The organism is Actinomadura sp. WMMB 499 (assembly GCF_008824145.1).
Taxonomy (GTDB): Bacteria; Actinomycetota; Actinomycetes; order Streptosporangiales; family Streptosporangiaceae; genus Spirillospora.
This window is the reverse complement of record NZ_CP044407.1, coordinates 7719499-7736172: the sequence shown is the minus strand read 5'-3', so window position 1 is coordinate 7736172 and position 16674 is coordinate 7719499. Positions and strand designations below refer to the sequence as shown.

At 73.4% G+C, this 16674-nt stretch carries 11 protein-coding genes; 5 read left to right on the top strand and 6 right to left on the bottom strand.

Annotated elements, in window-relative coordinates; genetic code table 11:
* Nucleotides 1-55 precede the first annotated feature (55 nt).
* On the top strand, nucleotides 56-2170 hold the full coding sequence (locus tag F7P10_RS35195; protein WP_151016183.1) for a prolyl oligopeptidase family serine peptidase: 2115 nt from the start codon (nucleotides 56-58) through the stop codon (nucleotides 2168-2170).
* Here the strand turns inward: F7P10_RS35195 and F7P10_RS35190 are convergent.
* The 4 genes from F7P10_RS35190 to recA all read right to left on the bottom strand — a co-directional run bounded on the left by F7P10_RS35190 (nucleotide 2138) and on the right by recA (nucleotide 7643).
* Nucleotides 2138-3409 (bottom strand): glycerophosphodiester phosphodiesterase family protein, encoded by a 1272-nt coding sequence (locus F7P10_RS35190; RefSeq protein WP_151016181.1) that lies wholly within the window; start codon nucleotides 3407-3409, stop codon nucleotides 2138-2140. The genes F7P10_RS35195 and F7P10_RS35190 overlap by 33 nt on opposite strands.
* 176 nt (nucleotides 3410-3585) lie before the next feature.
* A complete protein-coding gene (rny, locus tag F7P10_RS35185; protein WP_151016179.1) occupies nucleotides 3586-5157 on the bottom strand; it encodes a ribonuclease Y in 1572 nt (523 codons plus the stop codon).
* A 622-nt stretch (nucleotides 5158-5779) separates the two neighbouring features.
* On the bottom strand, nucleotides 5780-6385 hold the full coding sequence (gene recX, locus F7P10_RS35180) for a recombination regulator RecX (protein WP_151016177.1): 606 nt from the start codon (nucleotides 6383-6385) through the stop codon (nucleotides 5780-5782).
* A 139-nt stretch (nucleotides 6386-6524) separates the two neighbouring features.
* Complete coding sequence (gene recA, locus F7P10_RS35175; RefSeq protein WP_151016175.1) at nucleotides 6525-7643, bottom strand: recombinase RecA; 1119 nt, start codon at nucleotides 7641-7643, stop codon at nucleotides 6525-6527.
* A gap of 245 nt (nucleotides 7644-7888) precedes the next feature.
* Between recA and F7P10_RS35170 the strand changes: the two genes are divergently transcribed.
* From F7P10_RS35170 to F7P10_RS35160, 3 genes are all read left to right on the top strand, one after another.
* Nucleotides 7889-8758 (top strand): ATP-grasp domain-containing protein, encoded by an 870-nt coding sequence (locus F7P10_RS35170; RefSeq protein WP_151016173.1) that lies wholly within the window; start codon nucleotides 7889-7891, stop codon nucleotides 8756-8758.
* Nucleotides 8759-8848: 90 nt separating this feature from the next.
* On the top strand, nucleotides 8849-9199 hold the full coding sequence (locus F7P10_RS35165) for a hypothetical protein (RefSeq protein ID WP_254716182.1): 351 nt from the start codon (nucleotides 8849-8851) through the stop codon (nucleotides 9197-9199).
* A 4-nt stretch (nucleotides 9200-9203) separates the two neighbouring features.
* Nucleotides 9204-10409, top strand: a complete 1206-nt coding sequence (locus F7P10_RS35160; protein WP_151016171.1) for a glutathionylspermidine synthase family protein — start codon at nucleotides 9204-9206, stop codon at nucleotides 10407-10409.
* Here F7P10_RS35160 and F7P10_RS35155 read toward each other — a convergent pair.
* Together F7P10_RS35155 and F7P10_RS35150 are read right to left on the bottom strand one after the other, a co-directional pair.
* Nucleotides 10395-10589, bottom strand: a complete 195-nt coding sequence (locus F7P10_RS35155; RefSeq protein WP_151016169.1) for a DUF3046 domain-containing protein — start codon at nucleotides 10587-10589, stop codon at nucleotides 10395-10397. The two genes, F7P10_RS35160 and F7P10_RS35155, sit on opposite strands and share 15 nt — an antisense overlap.
* 23 nt (nucleotides 10590-10612) lie before the next feature.
* A complete protein-coding gene (locus F7P10_RS35150; protein WP_151016167.1) occupies nucleotides 10613-11902 on the bottom strand; it encodes an alpha/beta hydrolase in 1290 nt (429 codons plus the stop codon).
* 114 nt (nucleotides 11903-12016) lie between these two features.
* Between F7P10_RS35150 and F7P10_RS35145 the strand changes: the two genes are divergently transcribed.
* Complete coding sequence (locus tag F7P10_RS35145; RefSeq protein WP_151016165.1) at nucleotides 12017-16603, top strand: ATP-dependent helicase; 4587 nt, start codon at nucleotides 12017-12019, stop codon at nucleotides 16601-16603.
* Nucleotides 16604-16674: the final 71 nt, after the last annotated feature.

Sequence of the window (16674 nt, the reverse complement as noted above, 5' to 3'; positions counted from 1 at the left end):
AGTCAAACGGGCCGTCATGGCCCCACTGCATCCCCGTATGCGGGACGATTCCGTTATGACCGCTCGTGCGACCCTTCCCTACGGCTCCTGGCCGTCTCCCATCTCCGCGGCCGACGTCGCCCGCGCCCGGCTGCGTCTCGGCTTCCCCTCCGTCGCGGGCGACGACGTGTGGTGGCAGGAGACCCGCCCCGAGGAGGGTGGGCGGAACACGGTCGTCCGCCTGCACGACGGTCGCCGCACGGAACTGCTGCACGCGCCGTGGGACGCGCGCACGCGCGTCCACGAGTACGGCGGGCGGTCGTACCTGCCGGTGCGCACCGCCGAGGGCACCTCGATCGTCTTCTCCAACTACGAGGACCAGCGGCTGCACCGGCTCGACGAGGGCGACGCCAAGCCGTACCCGCTGACCCCGGAACCGGCCGTCCCCGGCGGGCTGCGCTACGCCGACTACGTGCTGGCCCCGGACGGGACGGAGGTGTGGTGCGTCTGCGAGGGCCACATCGCCGCCCCGGCGGACGCCCCCGAGGGCGCGGACGGCGCCGACGGCGCGAACGGCGCCGCCGCGGACGAGCGGGACGCGGGGATCCGGCGCGCCATCGTCGCCGTGCCGCTCGACGGGAGCGCCGCGGACGATCCGGGCGCGATCCGCGAGCTCGTGTCCGGCGCGCATTTCTACGCCTCGCCCTCCCCGTCTCCCGGCGGCGGGCACCTCGCCTGGGTTCAGTGGAACCACCCCCGCATGCCCTGGGACGGGACGGAACTGCGCGTCGCGGCGATCGAGGACGGTGCGGCCGTCGCGCCCCGCACGGTCAAGGGCGGGCTCAAGGAATCGGTCCTGGCGCCCCTGTGGGCGGACGACGACACCCTGTACGTCGTCTCAGACTGGCCCGGCTGGTGGAACATCTACCAGGTGGGCCTGCACGGTGAGTCCGCTCAGGCGCTTTACCCCGCGGAAGAGGAGTTCGCCGGCCCGCTATGGCAGCTCGGCGGGATGCCGTACGCGCTCCTGGGCGACGGGCGCCTGGCCGTGCTGCACGGCGAGGGCGACATGCGCATCGGGATCTACGACCCGGAGACGCTCGATCTGGAGGACCTCGACCTCCCCTACTCGGACTGGCTGCCGCAGGTGTCCGCGGACGGCTCCACGATCGTCGGCATCGCGGGCGGTCCGGAGACCCCCCGCACCGTCGTGCGGATCGACGCCGCGACGGGCCGGGCCGAGGAGCTGCGGGCCGAACTGGAGGACGTGCCCGCGTCCGGGTACCTGCCCGCGCCGCGCGCCGAACGGCTGGAGGGCCCGTTCGGCCGGCCCGTGCACGCGTACGTCTTCCCGCCCGCGAACCCGCAGGCCGCTGGGCCCGCGGACGAACTGCCGCCGTACGTCGTGTTCGTCCACGGCGGCCCGACCAGCCGCGTCTCCACCGCGCTCGACATGGAGCGCGCGTACTTCACCAGCCGCGGGATCGGCGTCGTCGACGTCAACTACGGCGGGTCGACCGGCTACGGCCGCACCTACCGCGAGCGGCTCAGCCGGCAGTGGGGGGTCGTCGACGTGGAGGACGCCGTGGCGGCCGCCCAGGCGCTCGTGGAGGGCGGAACCGCCGATCCCGGGAGGCTCGCCATCCGCGGCGGCTCCGCGGGCGGCTGGACGACGCTCGCGGCCGTCACGCAGACCGGCGTGTTCAAGGCCGCGACGTCCTACTTCGGCGTCACCGACCTGCAGAGCTTCGCCGAGGGCACCCACGACTTCGAGTCGCGCTACCTGTTCGGCTTGATCGGCCCCCTGCCCGGCTTCGAGCGCGCCTACGAGGAGCGCTCGCCGCTCAACCGCGCCGGCGCCGCCGCGTGCCCCGTCCTGCTGCTGCAGGGGCTGGACGACCCGATCGTCCCGCCGGACCAGTCGGAGCGGTTCGCGATGGCGCTGGGCGCGGGCGAGACGCCGCACGCGTACCTGACGTTCGAGGGCGAGGCGCACGGCTTCCGCCGGACGGCGACGATCGTCACGTGCCTGGAGTCGGAGCTCGCCGTCTACGGGCAGGTCCTCGGTTTCGAGCCGCGCGACGTGACGCCCATCGAGCTGACGATGGGCGCCGCGCCGGCGGCCTCCGAGAAGGCGGATCCAGAGGACGAAACGGGATCAGGGGACGATGTAGGAGCCGATGTCGATTAGCGAGTGGTCGGCGCCGAAGAACGACAGCGAGTCCCCCGCGGTGTTGTTCAGGAAACCCCTGGTCAGCCCGTTGTAGTAGGCGTCGGCCCGGTTCGTCCCCGGGCCGACGTGGACGCGCAGCAGGCTGCCGGGCGGGATCACGTACCCGGGACCGATCCGGAGCAGGTTGCCCGCCTGGTCGCGCAGGTAGCCGCCGCTCACGTCCACGGCGCGCCCCGTGGTGTTGCGCAGGACCACGTGCTCGCTGTTCTCGGGCTGGACGTCGTCGCCGCTCGGGTTCGGGAAGACGCTGTCCACCACGACGCCGTTCGCGCCGGGGAACGGCCGCTTCGCGTGCTCCAGGACGCGCCGCGCCGTCCCCGGGAAGTTCGACGTGACCCAGTCGTATCCCTGGTTCGCGGCCATGGAGATCTCGGCCGGGCCGTCCACCGGGTCGCTGATGACCTTCAGTCCCGCGCCGTGCGCGCGCTCGACGTCGGACGCGCTGGTCACGCGCGGGTGCGCGTACACCCCGACCGTCCACCCCGACAGCTCGGCCAGTTCGGCGTCGGACAGCATCTTCCCGCCGGTCAGGTAGGAGAGCTGCACCTTGGGCGCGGCCGCGTGGAACTCCTCCAGCGCCGCCTTGTCGCGCGAGTGGACGTGCACACGGTAGGCGCCCGAACGCAGCGTCGCGCCATCGGTGAGCCCCGCCGCGTTCAGCTCGCGGGCGAGCAGCGTCGCCACCCCCGGGCTGTTGGCGGGCGACTTCAGTTCGAGGGTGAGGCCGGTGCGCCGGTCGGTGAGGTCCAGCAGTTCCTTCACGGTCGGCACGCGCTGGCCCCGGTAGCGCGAGTCGAACCATGACCCGGCGTCCAGTTTCTTGATCTCCGCGAGCGTGAACCGGCCCACCGTCCACGGCGCCCTGTCCGGGTATACCTCCTCGACGTCGGTGGTCCGGGCCAGCGTGTCGTCGTGCAGGAGCACGAGCTCGCGGTCCGAGGTGAGCTGGACGTCGCCCTCGAGGACGTCCGCGTCCTCGCGCAGCGCGTTGCGGTAGGAGGCGAGCGTCTCCTCGGGGGCCTGGCCCGGCGAGCCGCGATGGCCGAGGATCACCGCGTCCGTCCGGTGGTGGGCGGCGGGCCGGTCCGGCGCGGCCTGGGCGGTGCCGGTGACGGTGAGCGCGGCGGCCGGCGCCGTGCCGCTCAGCAGCGCACCGCCCAGAGCGGTGCCGCCGACGAGCTTGGAGAGCCTGTTCACGAGTGTCCTTCCGGTGAGCCGACCATGCGATGATCATGGCGGCGCATTTCGGACATTCGTCTTGCGTCTGAACTCCGGGCCAAATATCCGGCCCGCACGGCCGGCCCCGGGGCCGGAGCCCCGGCCGGCGGACCGACCCGCCACGCGAACTCGGCGGGCGAACTCAGCGGGCGAACTCAGCGGGCGAACTCGGTCGCCCGCGACTCCCGCACGACGGTGACGCGGATCTGCCCGGGGTAGATCAGCTCGTCCTCGACCTGCTTGGCGATGTCGCGCGCGATCACCTGCGCCTGGATGTCGTCGACCGCGTCCGGCTTGACCATGACCCGGACCTCCCGCCCGGCCTGCATCGCGAACACCTTCTCCACGCCGTCGTGCCTGTCGCGGGCGATCTCCTCCAGCCGCTCCAGCCGCTTGACGTAGGCCTCCAGCGACTCCCGGCGCGCGCCCGGACGGCTGCCGCTGACGGCGTCCGCCGCCTGGGTGAGCACCGCCTCGACCGTCCGCACCTCGACCTCGTTGTGGTGCGCCTCGATCGCGTGCACCACGTCCTCGGGCTCGCCGTACCGGCGGGCGATCTCCGCGCCGATCAGCGCGTGGCTGCCCTCGACCTCGTGGGTGAGCGCCTTGCCGATGTCGTGCAGCAGCGTGCCCCGCTTGGCGACGTCCACCGGCAGCCGCAGCTCGCCCGCCATGATCCCGGCGATGTGCGCCGACTCGATCAGGTGCTTGAGGACGTTCTGCCCGTAGGACGTCCGGTACCGCAACCGCCCGAGCAGCGCGATCAGCTCCGGGTGCATGTCGGCGATGCCGACGTCGACCAGGGCGTCCTCCCCGGCCCGCACGCACAGCTGCTCCACGTCCCGCTTGCTGCGCTCGTAGATCTCCTCGATGCGCTGCGGGTGGATGCGCCCGTCCAGGACGAGCTTCTCCAGCGTCAGCCGCCCGACCTCGCGGCGCACGGGGTCGAAGCAGCTCAGCAGGACGGCCTCGGGGGTGTCGTCGATGATGAGGTTCACGCCGGTCGTCGTCTCGAACGCCCGGATGTTGCGGCCCTCGCGGCCGATGATGCGGCCCTTCATCTCGTCGCCGGGCAGGTGCAGGACCGACACGACCGACTCGGCCGTCTGCTCGCTCGCGATCCGCTGGATCGCCAGGGTGACGATCTTCCGGGCGCGCTTGTCGCCCTCCTGCCGGGCCGTGTTCTCGATCTCCCGGGTGATCGGGATGGCCTCGCGCTTGGCCTGGTTCTCGATCGACGCGACCAGTTCGGACTTGGCCTGCTCGGCGGTGAGCCCCGCCGTCCGCTCCAGGACCAGCCGCCGCTCCTCGGCGACGCCGTCCAGCTCCCGCCCGCGCTCCTCCAGCGCCCGCTTGTCCTCGGTGAGCCTGGCCGACCACTCCGTCAGCCGCCGCACCTCGCCGTCCAGCCGCTGCTCCCGCTCGGCCAGCCGCGCCTCCCGGCGCTCGAGGTCCTCCCGGAGCCCGCGCAGCTCGTCCCGGACGGCCCTGGCCTCCTGCTCGGCCGCCGTGCGGGCCTCGGTCGCCAGCCGGCGCGCCTCGCCCTCGGCGCCTTCGATGAGCTTGCGGGCCTCCCGGTCGGCGTCCGCCCGGACCTCGTCGGCCTCGCTCTGCGCGCGCGCCATCTCGGCGGCGGCCTTGCCGGACGCACCGGGGCGCCACAGGATCACGATGACGAGAGCGACCAGGGTCACCAGCAGCGCTGCACCCAGCAGGACGCTCTCCATGAGGCAGATCCTTCCTCGCCGTCGGGTCCCGTCTGGGGTTCGGAACCCTGCCTAGCGAGGATTTACTCGCGCCCTGCGGACGGCCGCGGACACGGCGACGCCATCACCGGGCCGCGCCGCGCGCGTCCCGGAGATCCGGCCGAGTCCAGATCGGCGAACGTGTCCCTGGTGCCTCTCAGCTGCTCGAACGTGTTCGGTCCTATGGCAATCCGCACTAGGCGGAGTAACTCCTCACTGCCGTAACGGTAAGCGGCATGGAGGTAATGAGCAAGCAAACAGGGGGCATTCCGGACCAACCACACGCGGACGTGATGCCTTCCTTACCCGCCCGTACGCGCCATCGCCGCAGGCAGGCCCGCCGCCCGGGACCGCGCCCCCGAACGGGACGGCCTCCGACGAGAACCGAATCTCCCTCGGATCCGTGCCCGCGACCCCTGATTCCGGACACGAGCCGCCCGCCGGTCCCGCGTCCGAAACCCGCCCCACGCGTCCGCCCGCAGCGGCTCCCCGCCCCTCCCGGACCGTCGGCGGCCGCGGGCGCCACGGGGCACCGCCGCCCCGCCGTTCGGCGTCCGCCCGGCAGTCGGCGTGCCCGCCGCGTCACCCACGGACATCATCACCGTCAGTCGAAGAGGTGGTCGTCGAGGTGGGCGCCTTCGTCGGCGAGGGCCTCCTTGACGACGCGGAAGGCCAGGCCGGGCGGGTAGCCCTTGCGGGCGAGCATGCCGACCAGCCGGCGCATGCGCTTGGCGGGGTCGACGCCCCGGGTGGCGGGGAGGCGGCGGGCGACGAGGGCGCGGGCCGTCTCCTCCTCCCGGGCAGGGTCGAGGACCTCGACGGCATCGTTGACGGTCTCGTCGGCGACGCCGCGGCGGCGCAGTTCGGCGGCGAGGGCGCGCTTGGCCAGGCCGCGGCCGGTGTGGCGGGACTGCACCCACGCCTGGGCGAACGCCTCGTCGTCGATGAGCCCGACGTCGGTGAACCGGGACAGGACGCGCTCGGCGACGTCGTCCGGGACGTCCTTGCGGCGCAGGGCATCGGCGAGCTGCGCGCGGGTGCGCGGGGACCCCGTCAGCAGGCGCAGGCAGATGTCGCGGGCGCGCGCCTCCGGGTCGCGGGGCTCGGCTGCCGGACGGGACGCGCCGCGCTCGCGCGGGCCGTCGCGCCGGTCGTCGTGCGGGTCGTCGTGCGGGTCGTCGTGCGCGGCCGCGCTCGGGTCGCCGCTCACGCCGGGACCGCGGGAGCGGCGGCGCCATCGGGGAAGGTCCGCGCACCGGCGGGCCGGTGCCGGGGGAGGCGCCGCCGCCCTACATACGAGATCATCGCCTACTCTTCGTCAGGAGTCACCCATATCGCGGGATTCACCGTCAGGAATCACCGGCCTTGGCCTTGGCGGTCTTCCTGGCGGCGGGCGCCTTGGCGGGGGCGGCGGGCGGGACCGGGGGCGCCGCGGCGGCGTCCGCCGGAACGGGCTCGGCCTCCTTGTCGACCTTCGGGCCGACGCCCAGCTTCTCCTTGATCTTCTTCTCGATCCCGTCGGCCATGTCGGGGTTGGCCTTGAGGAAGTTGCGGGCGTTCTCCTTGCCCTGGCCGAGCTGGTCGCCGTCGTAGGTGTACCAGGCGCCGGACTTGCGGACGAACCCGTGCTCGACGCCGAGGTCGATCAGCCCGCCCTCGCGGCTGATGCCCTGGCCGTAGAGCAGGTCGAAGTCGGCGACGCGGAAGGGCGGCGCCATCTTGTTCTTGACGACCTTGACCCGGACGCGGTTGCCGACGGCCTCGGTGCCGTCCTTGAGCGTCTCGATGCGGCGCACGTCCAGCCGGACGGACGCGTAGAACTTCAGCGCCCGGCCGCCGGTCGTGGTCTCGGGACTGCCGAACATGACGCCGACCTTCTCGCGGAGCTGGTTGATGAAGATCGCGGTGGTCTTGGTCTGGTTGATCGCGCCGGTGAGCTTGCGCAGCGCCTGCGACATCAGCCGGGCCTGGAGGCCGACGTGGCTGTCGCCCATCTCGCCCTCGATCTCGGCGCGCGGGACGAGCGCGGCGACGGAGTCGATGACGACCGCGTCGATCGCGCCGGAGCGGATCAGCATGTCGGTGATCTCCAGCGCCTGCTCGCCGGTGTCGGGCTGGGAGACCAGCAGGGCGTCGATGTCCACGCCGAGCTTCTTGGCGTACTCGGGGTCGAGGGCGTGCTCGGCGTCCACGAACGCGGCGATGCCGCCCTTCTTCTGCACGCTGGCCACGGCGTGCAGCGCGATCGAGGTCTTGCCGGAGCCTTCCGGCCCGTAGACCTCGACGACGCGGCCGCGGGGCAGCCCCCCGATGCCGAGCGCGATGTCGAGGGAGATCGCCCCGGTCGGGATCACCTCGACCGGCGCCCGGACCTCCTCGCCCATCCGCATGACCGAGCCCTTGCCGAACTGCCGCTCGATCTGGGCGAGGGCGGTCTCGAGAGCCTTCTCCCTGTCGTTCGCTGCCATGAGATGTCCTTATTCGTCGTGACTGCCGGCTCTCGGGCCGCTGCTTGCGATGTCGAGGGCGACGCTACGGCGGGCCGCCGACATTTTCGAGCGCCCGGCGCGCCTGTGGACGACGGCGCGGGCCTGCACCAGCCTACCGAACACTCGTTCGATCATCGCCCCGTATGCCGTTTCGGACGGAATCTCCGTGCGCGCCCGGGCCGTGCCGCCGTACGCTGGCTCCGTCCACGGAGGGGTTTCCCATCATGACGCTGACCGTCCTCTTCTGCGTCGATCCACTGCACCCCCGGCGCGTTGACCCTCACTTCGCACGCGAGGCCTCGGCCGTGCGCGACCACTACGGCGAGATCGCCCTGCTCGACCACGACGCCCTGCAGCGCGGCGACGTCCAGGAGGCGGCGCGCAGGGTGCCCGAGGCGCTCGGCGCCGTCTGGTACCGGGGCTGGATGCTGACGGCGGACGAGTACGCGGCGCTGGCGTCCGCGCTGAAGGCGCGCGGATCGGCGCTGGTGACGCACCCGGACGACTACCGGCGCGCCCACGAGCTGCCGGGCTGGCACGACACGTTCGCCGGCCTGACGCCGCCCAGCGTGTGGCGCCCGCTGCCGCCGGGCGGCGACCCGGGCGGGGCGGGCGAGCTGGCGGAACTGGTGCGGCCGCTGAGCGCCGGGCCGGGTGTCGTCAAGGACTACGTGAAGTCGTGCAAGCACGAGTGGGACGAGGCATGCTTCGTCCCCGACGTGCACAACGCCGCCCGGCTGCGCGACGTCGCCGCGAAGATGATCGCCCTGCGCGGCGACTTCCTCGCGGGCGGCCTGGTCGTGCGCGAGTTCGAGGAGTACGTCGGGGCGGGCGAGGCCCGCGTGTGGTGGGTGGACGGCGAGCCGGTCCTGGTGGGGCCGCATCCCGACAGCCCGGACGTGGAGCCCGTCCCCGAGGTCGCCGACGTGGCGCCCGCCGTCCGCTCGCTCGGCTGCCGGTTCATCACCACCGACCTGGCGCGCCGGTCGGACGGCCGGTGGCGCGTGGTGGAGGTCGGCGACGGCCAGGTCAGCGACCTGCCCTCGACGGTGGACGCGATGGACCTGTTCGCGCACCTTCCCGTGCCCGATTAGCCCTTTGTTGCGTTCCAGGGGGAACCTGGCTCCGGTTAGTCGCGTCTCACTTCTGCAAAACCTCCATCGCGCCGAAGGGATGTGCTCTCCATGCCCCCACAGGAGCCGACCCGCCGGCTCAGGTCCCGGGCCGTGAAGGTCGGGATGGTGAGCGCCCTGTCGGTGACCCTGGTCGCCTGCGGATCGAAGTCGACGGTCGCCCGCTGCGTCGACCGTGACGACACCGGCGGCCGCAAGGTCGTGTCCGACTACAACTGCGACGTGGACGACATCGACGACGGCGACTCCTACGGCCAGTACTACTGGTACTACGGCGGCAACGTCCGGAACGGCTACGTGTCGGGCGGTTCGTCGGTCCGTCCCGAGGGCAAGATCAAGTCCCGGAGCGGGACGACGCTGAGCCGCGGCGGGTTCGGCGGCCGCGGTGGCGGCGGGAGCTGACCGGATGCGCCGAATGCGTTCGACACCGCGGGACGGCTGGGCCGAGAAGGTCGAGTCGCACGGGCTGGCGTTCCACCGGACCGCGCACCCCGAGCATCTGAGCCGTCCCTACTGGGACGAGTCCGTGCACTACGTGTTCGATCTGGACGAGATCCTCGAACTGGAGCGGGTCGTCGAGGAACTGCACGACATGTGCCTGCAGGTGGTGGAGCACGTGGTGTCCACCGGCCGGTACCACGTGCTCGGCCTCCCCGACTGGGTCGCCCCGCTGGTCGAGGCGTCGTGGCGGCGCGGCGACCCGCACCTGTACGGGCGGTTCGACCTGCGTTACGACGGCCGGGGTCCCGCGAAGCTGCTGGAGTACAACGCCGACACCCCGACCGCGCTGGTCGAGAGTTCGGTCGTCCAGTGGTTCTGGCTGCAGGACGTCTATCCGGACGACGACCAGTGGAACTCGATCCACGAGCGGCTGGTGGCGCGCTGGAAGGACATCGCGCCCGCCGTGGGCGGCGACCTGGCCCACTTCGCGTGGACGACCGACGACGAGAGCGGCGAGGAGGTCATGACGATCGCCTACATGCAGGAGACCGCCGCGGAGGCGGGGCTCTCGGGCACGGCGATCGCCATGGAGGACGTCGGCTGGGACGCGCGCGGGCGCCGGTTCGTCGACCTGGAGGAGCGGGAGATACGGACGCTCTGCAAGCTGTACCCGTGGGAGTGGATCGTCGCGGAGCCGTTCGGCCGCAACATCCGGTTCGCGTCGACGTCGTGGATCGAGCCCATCTGGAAGATGGTGCTGTCGAACAAGGCGCTGCTCGTGCTGCTGTGGGAACTCTTCCCGGACCACCCGAACCTGCTGCCGACGTATCTGAACACCCCGGCGAACCTGACGTCGTACGTGCAGAAGCCGATGCTGGGCCGGGAGGGCGCCAGCATGCGGATCGTGACGCCGGACGGCGGCGAGCACCGGACGCAGGGCGAGTACGGCGCCGAGGGGTTCGTGTTCCAGGAGTTCTGCGCGCTGCCGGACTTCGACGGCGAGCATCCGGTGCTGGGCGCGTGGGTCGTGCACGACGGCGCGGCCGGGATCGGCATCCGGGAGACGTCGGGGCTGATCACCGACGACACGTCGTCGTTCGTCCCGCACCGGGTCGTGGCCCCGGCGAAGCCGTCCCTGGTGAAGGAGCGGACGTCCCTACTGAAGGCGTGAGGGGACGTCGAAGGTCGCGACGACGGCCTGCCAGACCTTCTTCGCGGGTTCCCCGTCGGCGAGTGCCTGCTCGATGGTGCGGCCGCCCAGTTCGGCGATGACGTGGTCCTTGGCCACGCTCTCGGCGTAGCCCTTGCCGAACTGTTCGTTCATCCGTTCCCAGAACACCGTGAGCCGCACGTCCCCAACGCTATCCGACGGCGCTATCCGGCGGCGCCGTCCTTCGGGGTCCCGTCGAGGGACTCGGCGACCTCGCCGGGGACGGAGGGTCCCGTGCCCTGCCGGTACTGCCGGTGGAGGCCGGTGAGGTACCGCTCGACGCCTTCGACGACGCGGGCGGTCCGGTAGGAGGGGAACACGTCGAAGGCGTGCTGGCCGCCCCGCATCTCGGCGTAGAGGACGGGCGCGCGCGAGGTCTCGCGGAGCCGTTCGACGAACCGGCGGGCCTCCGGAACGGGGATGAGGGAGTCGTGGCTGCCGTGGATGACGAAGAAGGGCGGTGCGTCCTCGCGCACGTGGGTGACGGGTGAGGCCTTGGCGAACACGTCGCGGTTCTCGGCGAACGGCAGTTTCATGACCCACCGTTCCATGAGCCGGGTGGATCCGAAGGGGACGGGCCAGGGACCGGGCTCAAGGAGGTCGTACACGCCGTAGAAGGGGACGGCTCCCTGCACGGACGTGTCCACGTCCTCGAAGCCGGGCTGGAAGTCGGGGTCGTTCGCGGTGAGCGCGACCAACGCGGTGAGGTGGCCCCCGGCGGAACCACCGGTCACGCAGAGGAAGTCGGGGTCGGCGCCGTATTCCTCTGCGTGCTCGCGGTACCAGGCGAGGAAGCGCTTCAGGTCGATGAGGTGGTCGGGCCAGGTGGCGCGGGGGCTGAGACGGTAGTTGACGTTGAAGCCCACCCAGCCTTGGAGCGCCATGTGGTTGAGCAGGGGCAGACCTTGTTCTCGCTTGTCGCCGATGATCCATCCCCCGCCGTGGATCTGCATCAGCCCAGGACGCAGCCCTCCCCCGGCGGGTTCGGTGGCCGACCGGTACACGTCCAGCTTGAGGCGGAGCCGTCCGTCCTCGTGGAAGACGACGTTGCGCTCGGCCCGCACTCCCCTGCGCGGGATCAGGCACAGGGGCGGCACGACCAGGTGGGTGCGCGGGTAGCGGGGCGCGGTATCGGGGTCCAGGTCGAGCGGGACGCCGCACTCGCGCAGGGTGACGGTCGTCTTGCGGGACACCGCGATGGTCGCCGCGAGGCCCGCCAGGCCGGCGGCGCCCAGGGCGAGGCCGGTCCATCCGGCCCACCCGTCCAGGCCGCCGTAGCGGGCGGTGAGGACGAGCGCGGCGACCTCGGCGACGAGCAGGTGCGGCGCGAGCTCGATCGTCCACCAGCCCGCGAAGAAGCTCGGGGCGAGCAGCACGGGGTTCTTGCTCGGCCGGTGCGCGTTGACGGCGAGCAGGCCGAACAGGATCCCGAGCGCGAGAAGGAGGTAGGTCATGAACGGCTCCACTGGACGGTCGTCGCCCCACACTGCCCTGACAAGCGCTTGCTTACAATGTGACGCGCGCCACCCCGGTCCCGTTCTGTCGGACCCGCGAGGCAAGATGGCGCCATGGGCGGTGACGTGCTCGAACGCTTCTCTCCGGCGACCCGCGAGTGGTTCGCGGGGGCCTTCGCCGCGCCCACCGCGGCCCAGGCCGGCGCCTGGGACTCGATCTCCGGCGGCGACAACACGCTCGTCGTGGCGCCGACCGGGTCCGGCAAGACGCTCGCCGCGTTCCTGTGGTCGCTCGACCGGCTGACCGGCGGCCCGCCGCCCGGCCCGGATCCGCTGCGCCGCTGCCGCGTGCTGTACGTGTCGCCGCTGAAGGCCCTGGCCGTGGACGTCGAACGCAACCTGCGGGCCCCGCTGACCGGCATCCGGCACGCCGCCCGCCGGCTGGACCTGCCGGAACCGGACGTCCGGGTCGGGATGCGGTCGGGCGACACCCCGGCCGACGAGCGGCGCCGGCTGGCCGCCAAACCGCCCGACATCCTGATCACCACGCCCGAGTCGCTGTTCCTGCTGCTCACCTCGCAGGCCCGCGAGTCGCTGCGCGGCGTCGAGACGGTGATCGTCGACGAGGTGCACGCGGTGGCGGGCACCAAGCGCGGCGCACACCTGGCGCTGTCGCTGGAACGGCTGGACGCCCTGCTGGAGCGGCCCGCGCAGCGGATCGGGCTGTCGGCCACGGTGCGCCCGGCGGAGGAGATCGCGGCGTTCCTCGGCGGGCCGCGGCCCGCGCGGGTCGTGCAGCCCCCGTCCGACAAGATCTTCGACCTCGACATCGTCGTCCCCGTGGAGGACATGGGCGAGGTCGGGCGGTTCGTGGACGATTCGGGCGCGCCGGACCCGCGGCAGCGGAGCATCTGGCCGCACGTGGAGGACCGTCTCCTCGACCTGATCGAGGCGCACCGCTCGACGCTGGTGTTCGCGAACTCGCGGCGGCTCGCCGAGCGGCTCTGCGGGCGGCTGAACGAGCTGGCCTACGAGCGCGCGACCGGCGAGGCGCTCCCCGAGGACCACTCCCCCGCGGAGGCGATGGCGCAGGCCGGGGCGGCGAAGGGCGCCCCCGGGGAGATCGCCCGCGCGCACCACGGGTCGGTGTCCAAGGAGGAGCGGGCCGCGATCGAGAACGCGCTGAAAGAGGGGCGGCTGCCCGCGGTCGTGGCGACGTCCAGCCTGGAGCTGGGCATCGACATGGGCTCGGTCGACCTGGTCGTCCAGGTCGAGTCGCCGCCGTCGGTGGCGAACGGGCTGCAGCGCGTCGGCCGGGCGGGGCACCAGGTCGGGGCGGTGTCCAAGGGCGTGATCTTCCCGAAGTACCGGGGCGACCTGGTGCAGACGGCCGTGGTGGCCGAGCGGATGCGCGGCGGCGAGATCGAGGAGCTGCGGTACCCGCGCAACCCCCTGGACGTCCTGGCGCAGCAGGTCGTCGCGATGACGGCGATGGAGGAGTGGCCGGTCGACGACCTGGAGTCGCTGGTCAAGCGGGCCGCGCCGTACGCGACGCTGCCGCGCTCGGCGCTCGAGGCGACGCTCGACATGCTCGCGGGCCGCTACCCGGGCGACGAGTTCGGCGAGCTGCGGCCCCGCCTGGTGTGGGACCGGGTGACCGGCACGCTGGCCGCCCGTCCGGGCGCGCAGCGGCTCGCGGTGACCAGCGGCGGGACGATCCCCGACCGCGGCCTGTTCGGCGTGTTCCTGGTCGGCGAGAAGGCGTCGCGGGTGGGCGAGCTGGACGAGGAGATGGTCTACGAGTCGCGCGTCGGGGACGTGTTCGTGCTCGGCGCGAGCTCGTGGCGCATCGAGGACATCACGCCCGACCGGGTGCTGGTGTCGCCCGCGCCGGGGCAGCCGGGCAAGCTGCCGTTCTGGCACGGTGACACGCTCGGGCGCCCGGCGGAGCTGGGCCGCGCCCTCGGCTCGTTCACGCGGGAGCTGTCCGGGCTGGCCGGGGACGACGCGCGCGGGCGCGTGTCGGCCGCCGGTCTGGACGAGTCGGCCGCGGCGAACCTCGTGTCGTACCTGACCGAGCAGCGCGAGTCGACCGGGCACGTGCCCGACGACCGGACGATGGTCGTGGAGCGGTTCCGCGACGAGCTGGGCGACTGGCGCATGGTGGTGCACTCGCCGCTCGGCGCGCGGGTGCACGCGCCGTGGGCCCTCGCCATCGCCGGGCGGCTGCGCGAGCGGTACGGGGTGGACGCGCAGGCCATGCACGCCGACGACGGCATCGTCATCCGCGTCCCCGACATGGAGGACCCGCCGGGCCTGGACGTCGCGGTGTTCGACCCCGACGACGTCGAGCGGATCGTCGTCGACGAGCTGGGCGGGTCGGCGCTGTTCGCGGCCCGGTTCCGGGAGTGCGCGGCGCGCTCGCTGCTGCTGCCCCGCAACCGTCCCGGCAAGCGGATGCCGCTGTGGCAGCAGCGGCAGCGGGCGGCGCAGCTGCTGTCGGTCGCGAGCAAGTACCCGTCGTTCCCGATCGTGCTGGAGACGATGCGGGAGTGCCTGCAGGACGTGTTCGACGTCCCGGGGTTCGTCCAGCTCATGCGGGACGTGTCGGGTCGGCGCGTCCGGCTCGTCGAGGTCGAGACGCCCCAGCCGTCCCCCTATGCCCGCTCGCTGCTGTTCCACTACGTGGGCGCGTTCATGTACGAGGGCGACTCCCCGCTCGCGGAGCGGCGCGCGCAGGCCCTCGCGCTCGACACCTCGCTGCTGGCGGAGCTGCTCGGCCAGGCCGACCTGCGGGAGCTGCTCGACCCGGAGGTCGTCGCCGACACCGAGCGCGAGCTGCAGCGCCTCGCCGAGGACCGCCGTGCCCGCGACCTGGAGGGCGTCGCCGACCTGCTGCGCGTCCTCGGCCCGCTGACGACGGCCGAGGTCGCCGACCGCGCACTCGGCACGGAGTCGGCGCACTGGCTGGCCGAGCTGGAGGCGACCCGGCGGGCGATCCGGGTGCGGATCGCGGGCGCCGAGCACTGGGCCGCGATCGAGGACGCCGGACGGCTCCGCGACGCGCTCGGCGCGCCGCTGCCCGTCGGCGTCCCGGAGGCGTTCCTGGAGCCGCTGGACGACCCGCTCGGCGACCTGATCTCGCGGTACGCGCGGACGCACGGCCCGTTCCGGGCGGCCGCCGCCGCGACGCGGTTCGGGCTGGGCCCGGCCGTGGTGGTGGAGACGCTGCGCCGGCTCGCGGGCGCGGGGCGGGTCGCGGAGGGCGAGTTCCTGCCGGTCGAGGCGGTGTCCGGGCCGCTGACGAACGAGTGGTGCGACGCCGGGGTGCTGCGGACGCTGCGCCGGCGCTCCCTCGCGCGGCTGCGTGCGGAGGTCGAGCCGTCCCCGCCCGAGTCGCTCGGCAGGTTCCTGCCGGCGTGGCACGGGGTGACCGGCGGGTCGCGGCTGCGCGGCGTCGACGCGCTCGTCCAGGCGGTCGAGCAGCTGCAGGGCGCGGCCGTCCCGGCGTCGGCGCTGGAGACGCTCGTCCTGCCGTCCCGCGTCCCCGGCTACTCCCCCGCGATGCTGGACGAGCTGACGTCGGCGGGCGAGGTCGTCTGGGCCGGGCAGGGCGACCTGCCCGGCGGCGACGGCTGGGTCGCGCTCTACCTGGCCGACACCGCGCCGCTGCTGATGCCCGAACCGGCGGAGATCACGATCACGCCGGTGCACGAGGCGGCGCTGGCGGCGCTCGGCGACGGCGGCGCGCTGTTCTTCCGCACGCTGTCCGACCGGGTGAACCGGGACGTCACCGCAGCCGACGCCGACCTGGTCACCGCCGTGTGGGACCTGGTGTGGGCGGGGCGGCTCACCAACGACACGCTCGCCCCGCTGCGCGCCGCGCTGGGCTCGGGGCGGCCGACGCACCGGTCCCGGACGACGCGGCGCGGCCGTCCGGTGCTCCCGTCGCGGACCGGGCCGCCGACCGTCGGGGGCCGCTGGTGGCCGCTGCCGGAGCGGGAGGGCACCGCGACGCTGCGCTCGACCGCGCTGGCCGAGGCGCTGCTGGAGCGGTACGGCATCGTCATCCGGGGCGCGGTGGCGGCGGAGCGGACGCCCGGCGGGTTCGCCGGCGTGTACCCGGTGCTGCGCGCGTTCGAGGAGAGCGGGCGCTGCCGCCGCGGCTACTTCGTCGAGGGCCTCGGCGCGGCGCAGTTCGCGCTGCCCGGCGCGGTGGACCGGCTGCGGGCGTTCCGCCCGGCCGCCGCACCGGGCGCACCGGACGACCTGTCCGCGCTGTGGGAGACGCCCGCGCCCGACCCGCGGTCCCCGCGCGGGCGGGCCGACCGGGCGCTCGTGCTGGCCGCCGCCGACCCCGCCAACCCCTACGGCGCCGCGCTGCCGTGGCCGCAGCGCGACGACGAGGCGATCAGCGGGCACAAGCCGGGCCGCAAGGCCGGGGCGCTGGTGGTGCTGGTGGAGGGCCGCCTCGTCCTCTACGTGGAGCGCGGCGGGCGCACGCTGCTGACCTGGGACGACGACCCCGGCGTGGTGCAGCCCGCGGTGGACGCGCTGGCACTGGCCGTCCGGGAGGGCGCGCTCGGCAAGCTCACCGTGGAGCGCGCGGACGGCGCCGCGATCGCCGGGTCGCCGCTCGCCGCCGCGCTGGAGTCGGCCGGCTTCCACCCGACGCCGAAGGGCCTGCGCCTGCGCGCCTGAGCGGCCCGCCCGTCCCGTCCGGGCTCGCCGGTCGCGGGCGCGCGCAGGGCCACCGCGACCGCGACCGCGCA

Bases quoted from the DNA above. Each gene is read 5' to 3' on its own strand.
- F7P10_RS35195 (WP_151016183.1), top strand. From the start codon at position 56: ATGACCGCTCGTGCGACCCTTCCCTACGGCTCCTGGCCGTCTCCCATC.
- rny (WP_151016179.1), bottom strand. From the start codon at position 5,157: ATGGAGAGCGTCCTGCTGGGTGCAGCGCTGCTGGTGACCCTGGTCGCT.
- recA (WP_151016175.1), bottom strand. From the start codon at position 7,643: ATGGCAGCGAACGACAGGGAGAAGGCTCTCGAGACCGCCCTCGCCCAG.
- F7P10_RS35170 (WP_151016173.1), top strand. From the start codon at position 7,889: ATGACGCTGACCGTCCTCTTCTGCGTCGATCCACTGCACCCCCGGCGC.
- F7P10_RS35165 (WP_254716182.1), top strand. From the start codon at position 8,849: ATGCCCCCACAGGAGCCGACCCGCCGGCTCAGGTCCCGGGCCGTGAAG.
- F7P10_RS35160 (WP_151016171.1), top strand. From the start codon at position 9,204: ATGCGCCGAATGCGTTCGACACCGCGGGACGGCTGGGCCGAGAAGGTC.
- F7P10_RS35150 (WP_151016167.1), bottom strand. From the start codon at position 11,902: ATGACCTACCTCCTTCTCGCGCTCGGGATCCTGTTCGGCCTGCTCGCC.
- F7P10_RS35145 (WP_151016165.1), top strand. From the start codon at position 12,017: ATGGGCGGTGACGTGCTCGAACGCTTCTCTCCGGCGACCCGCGAGTGG.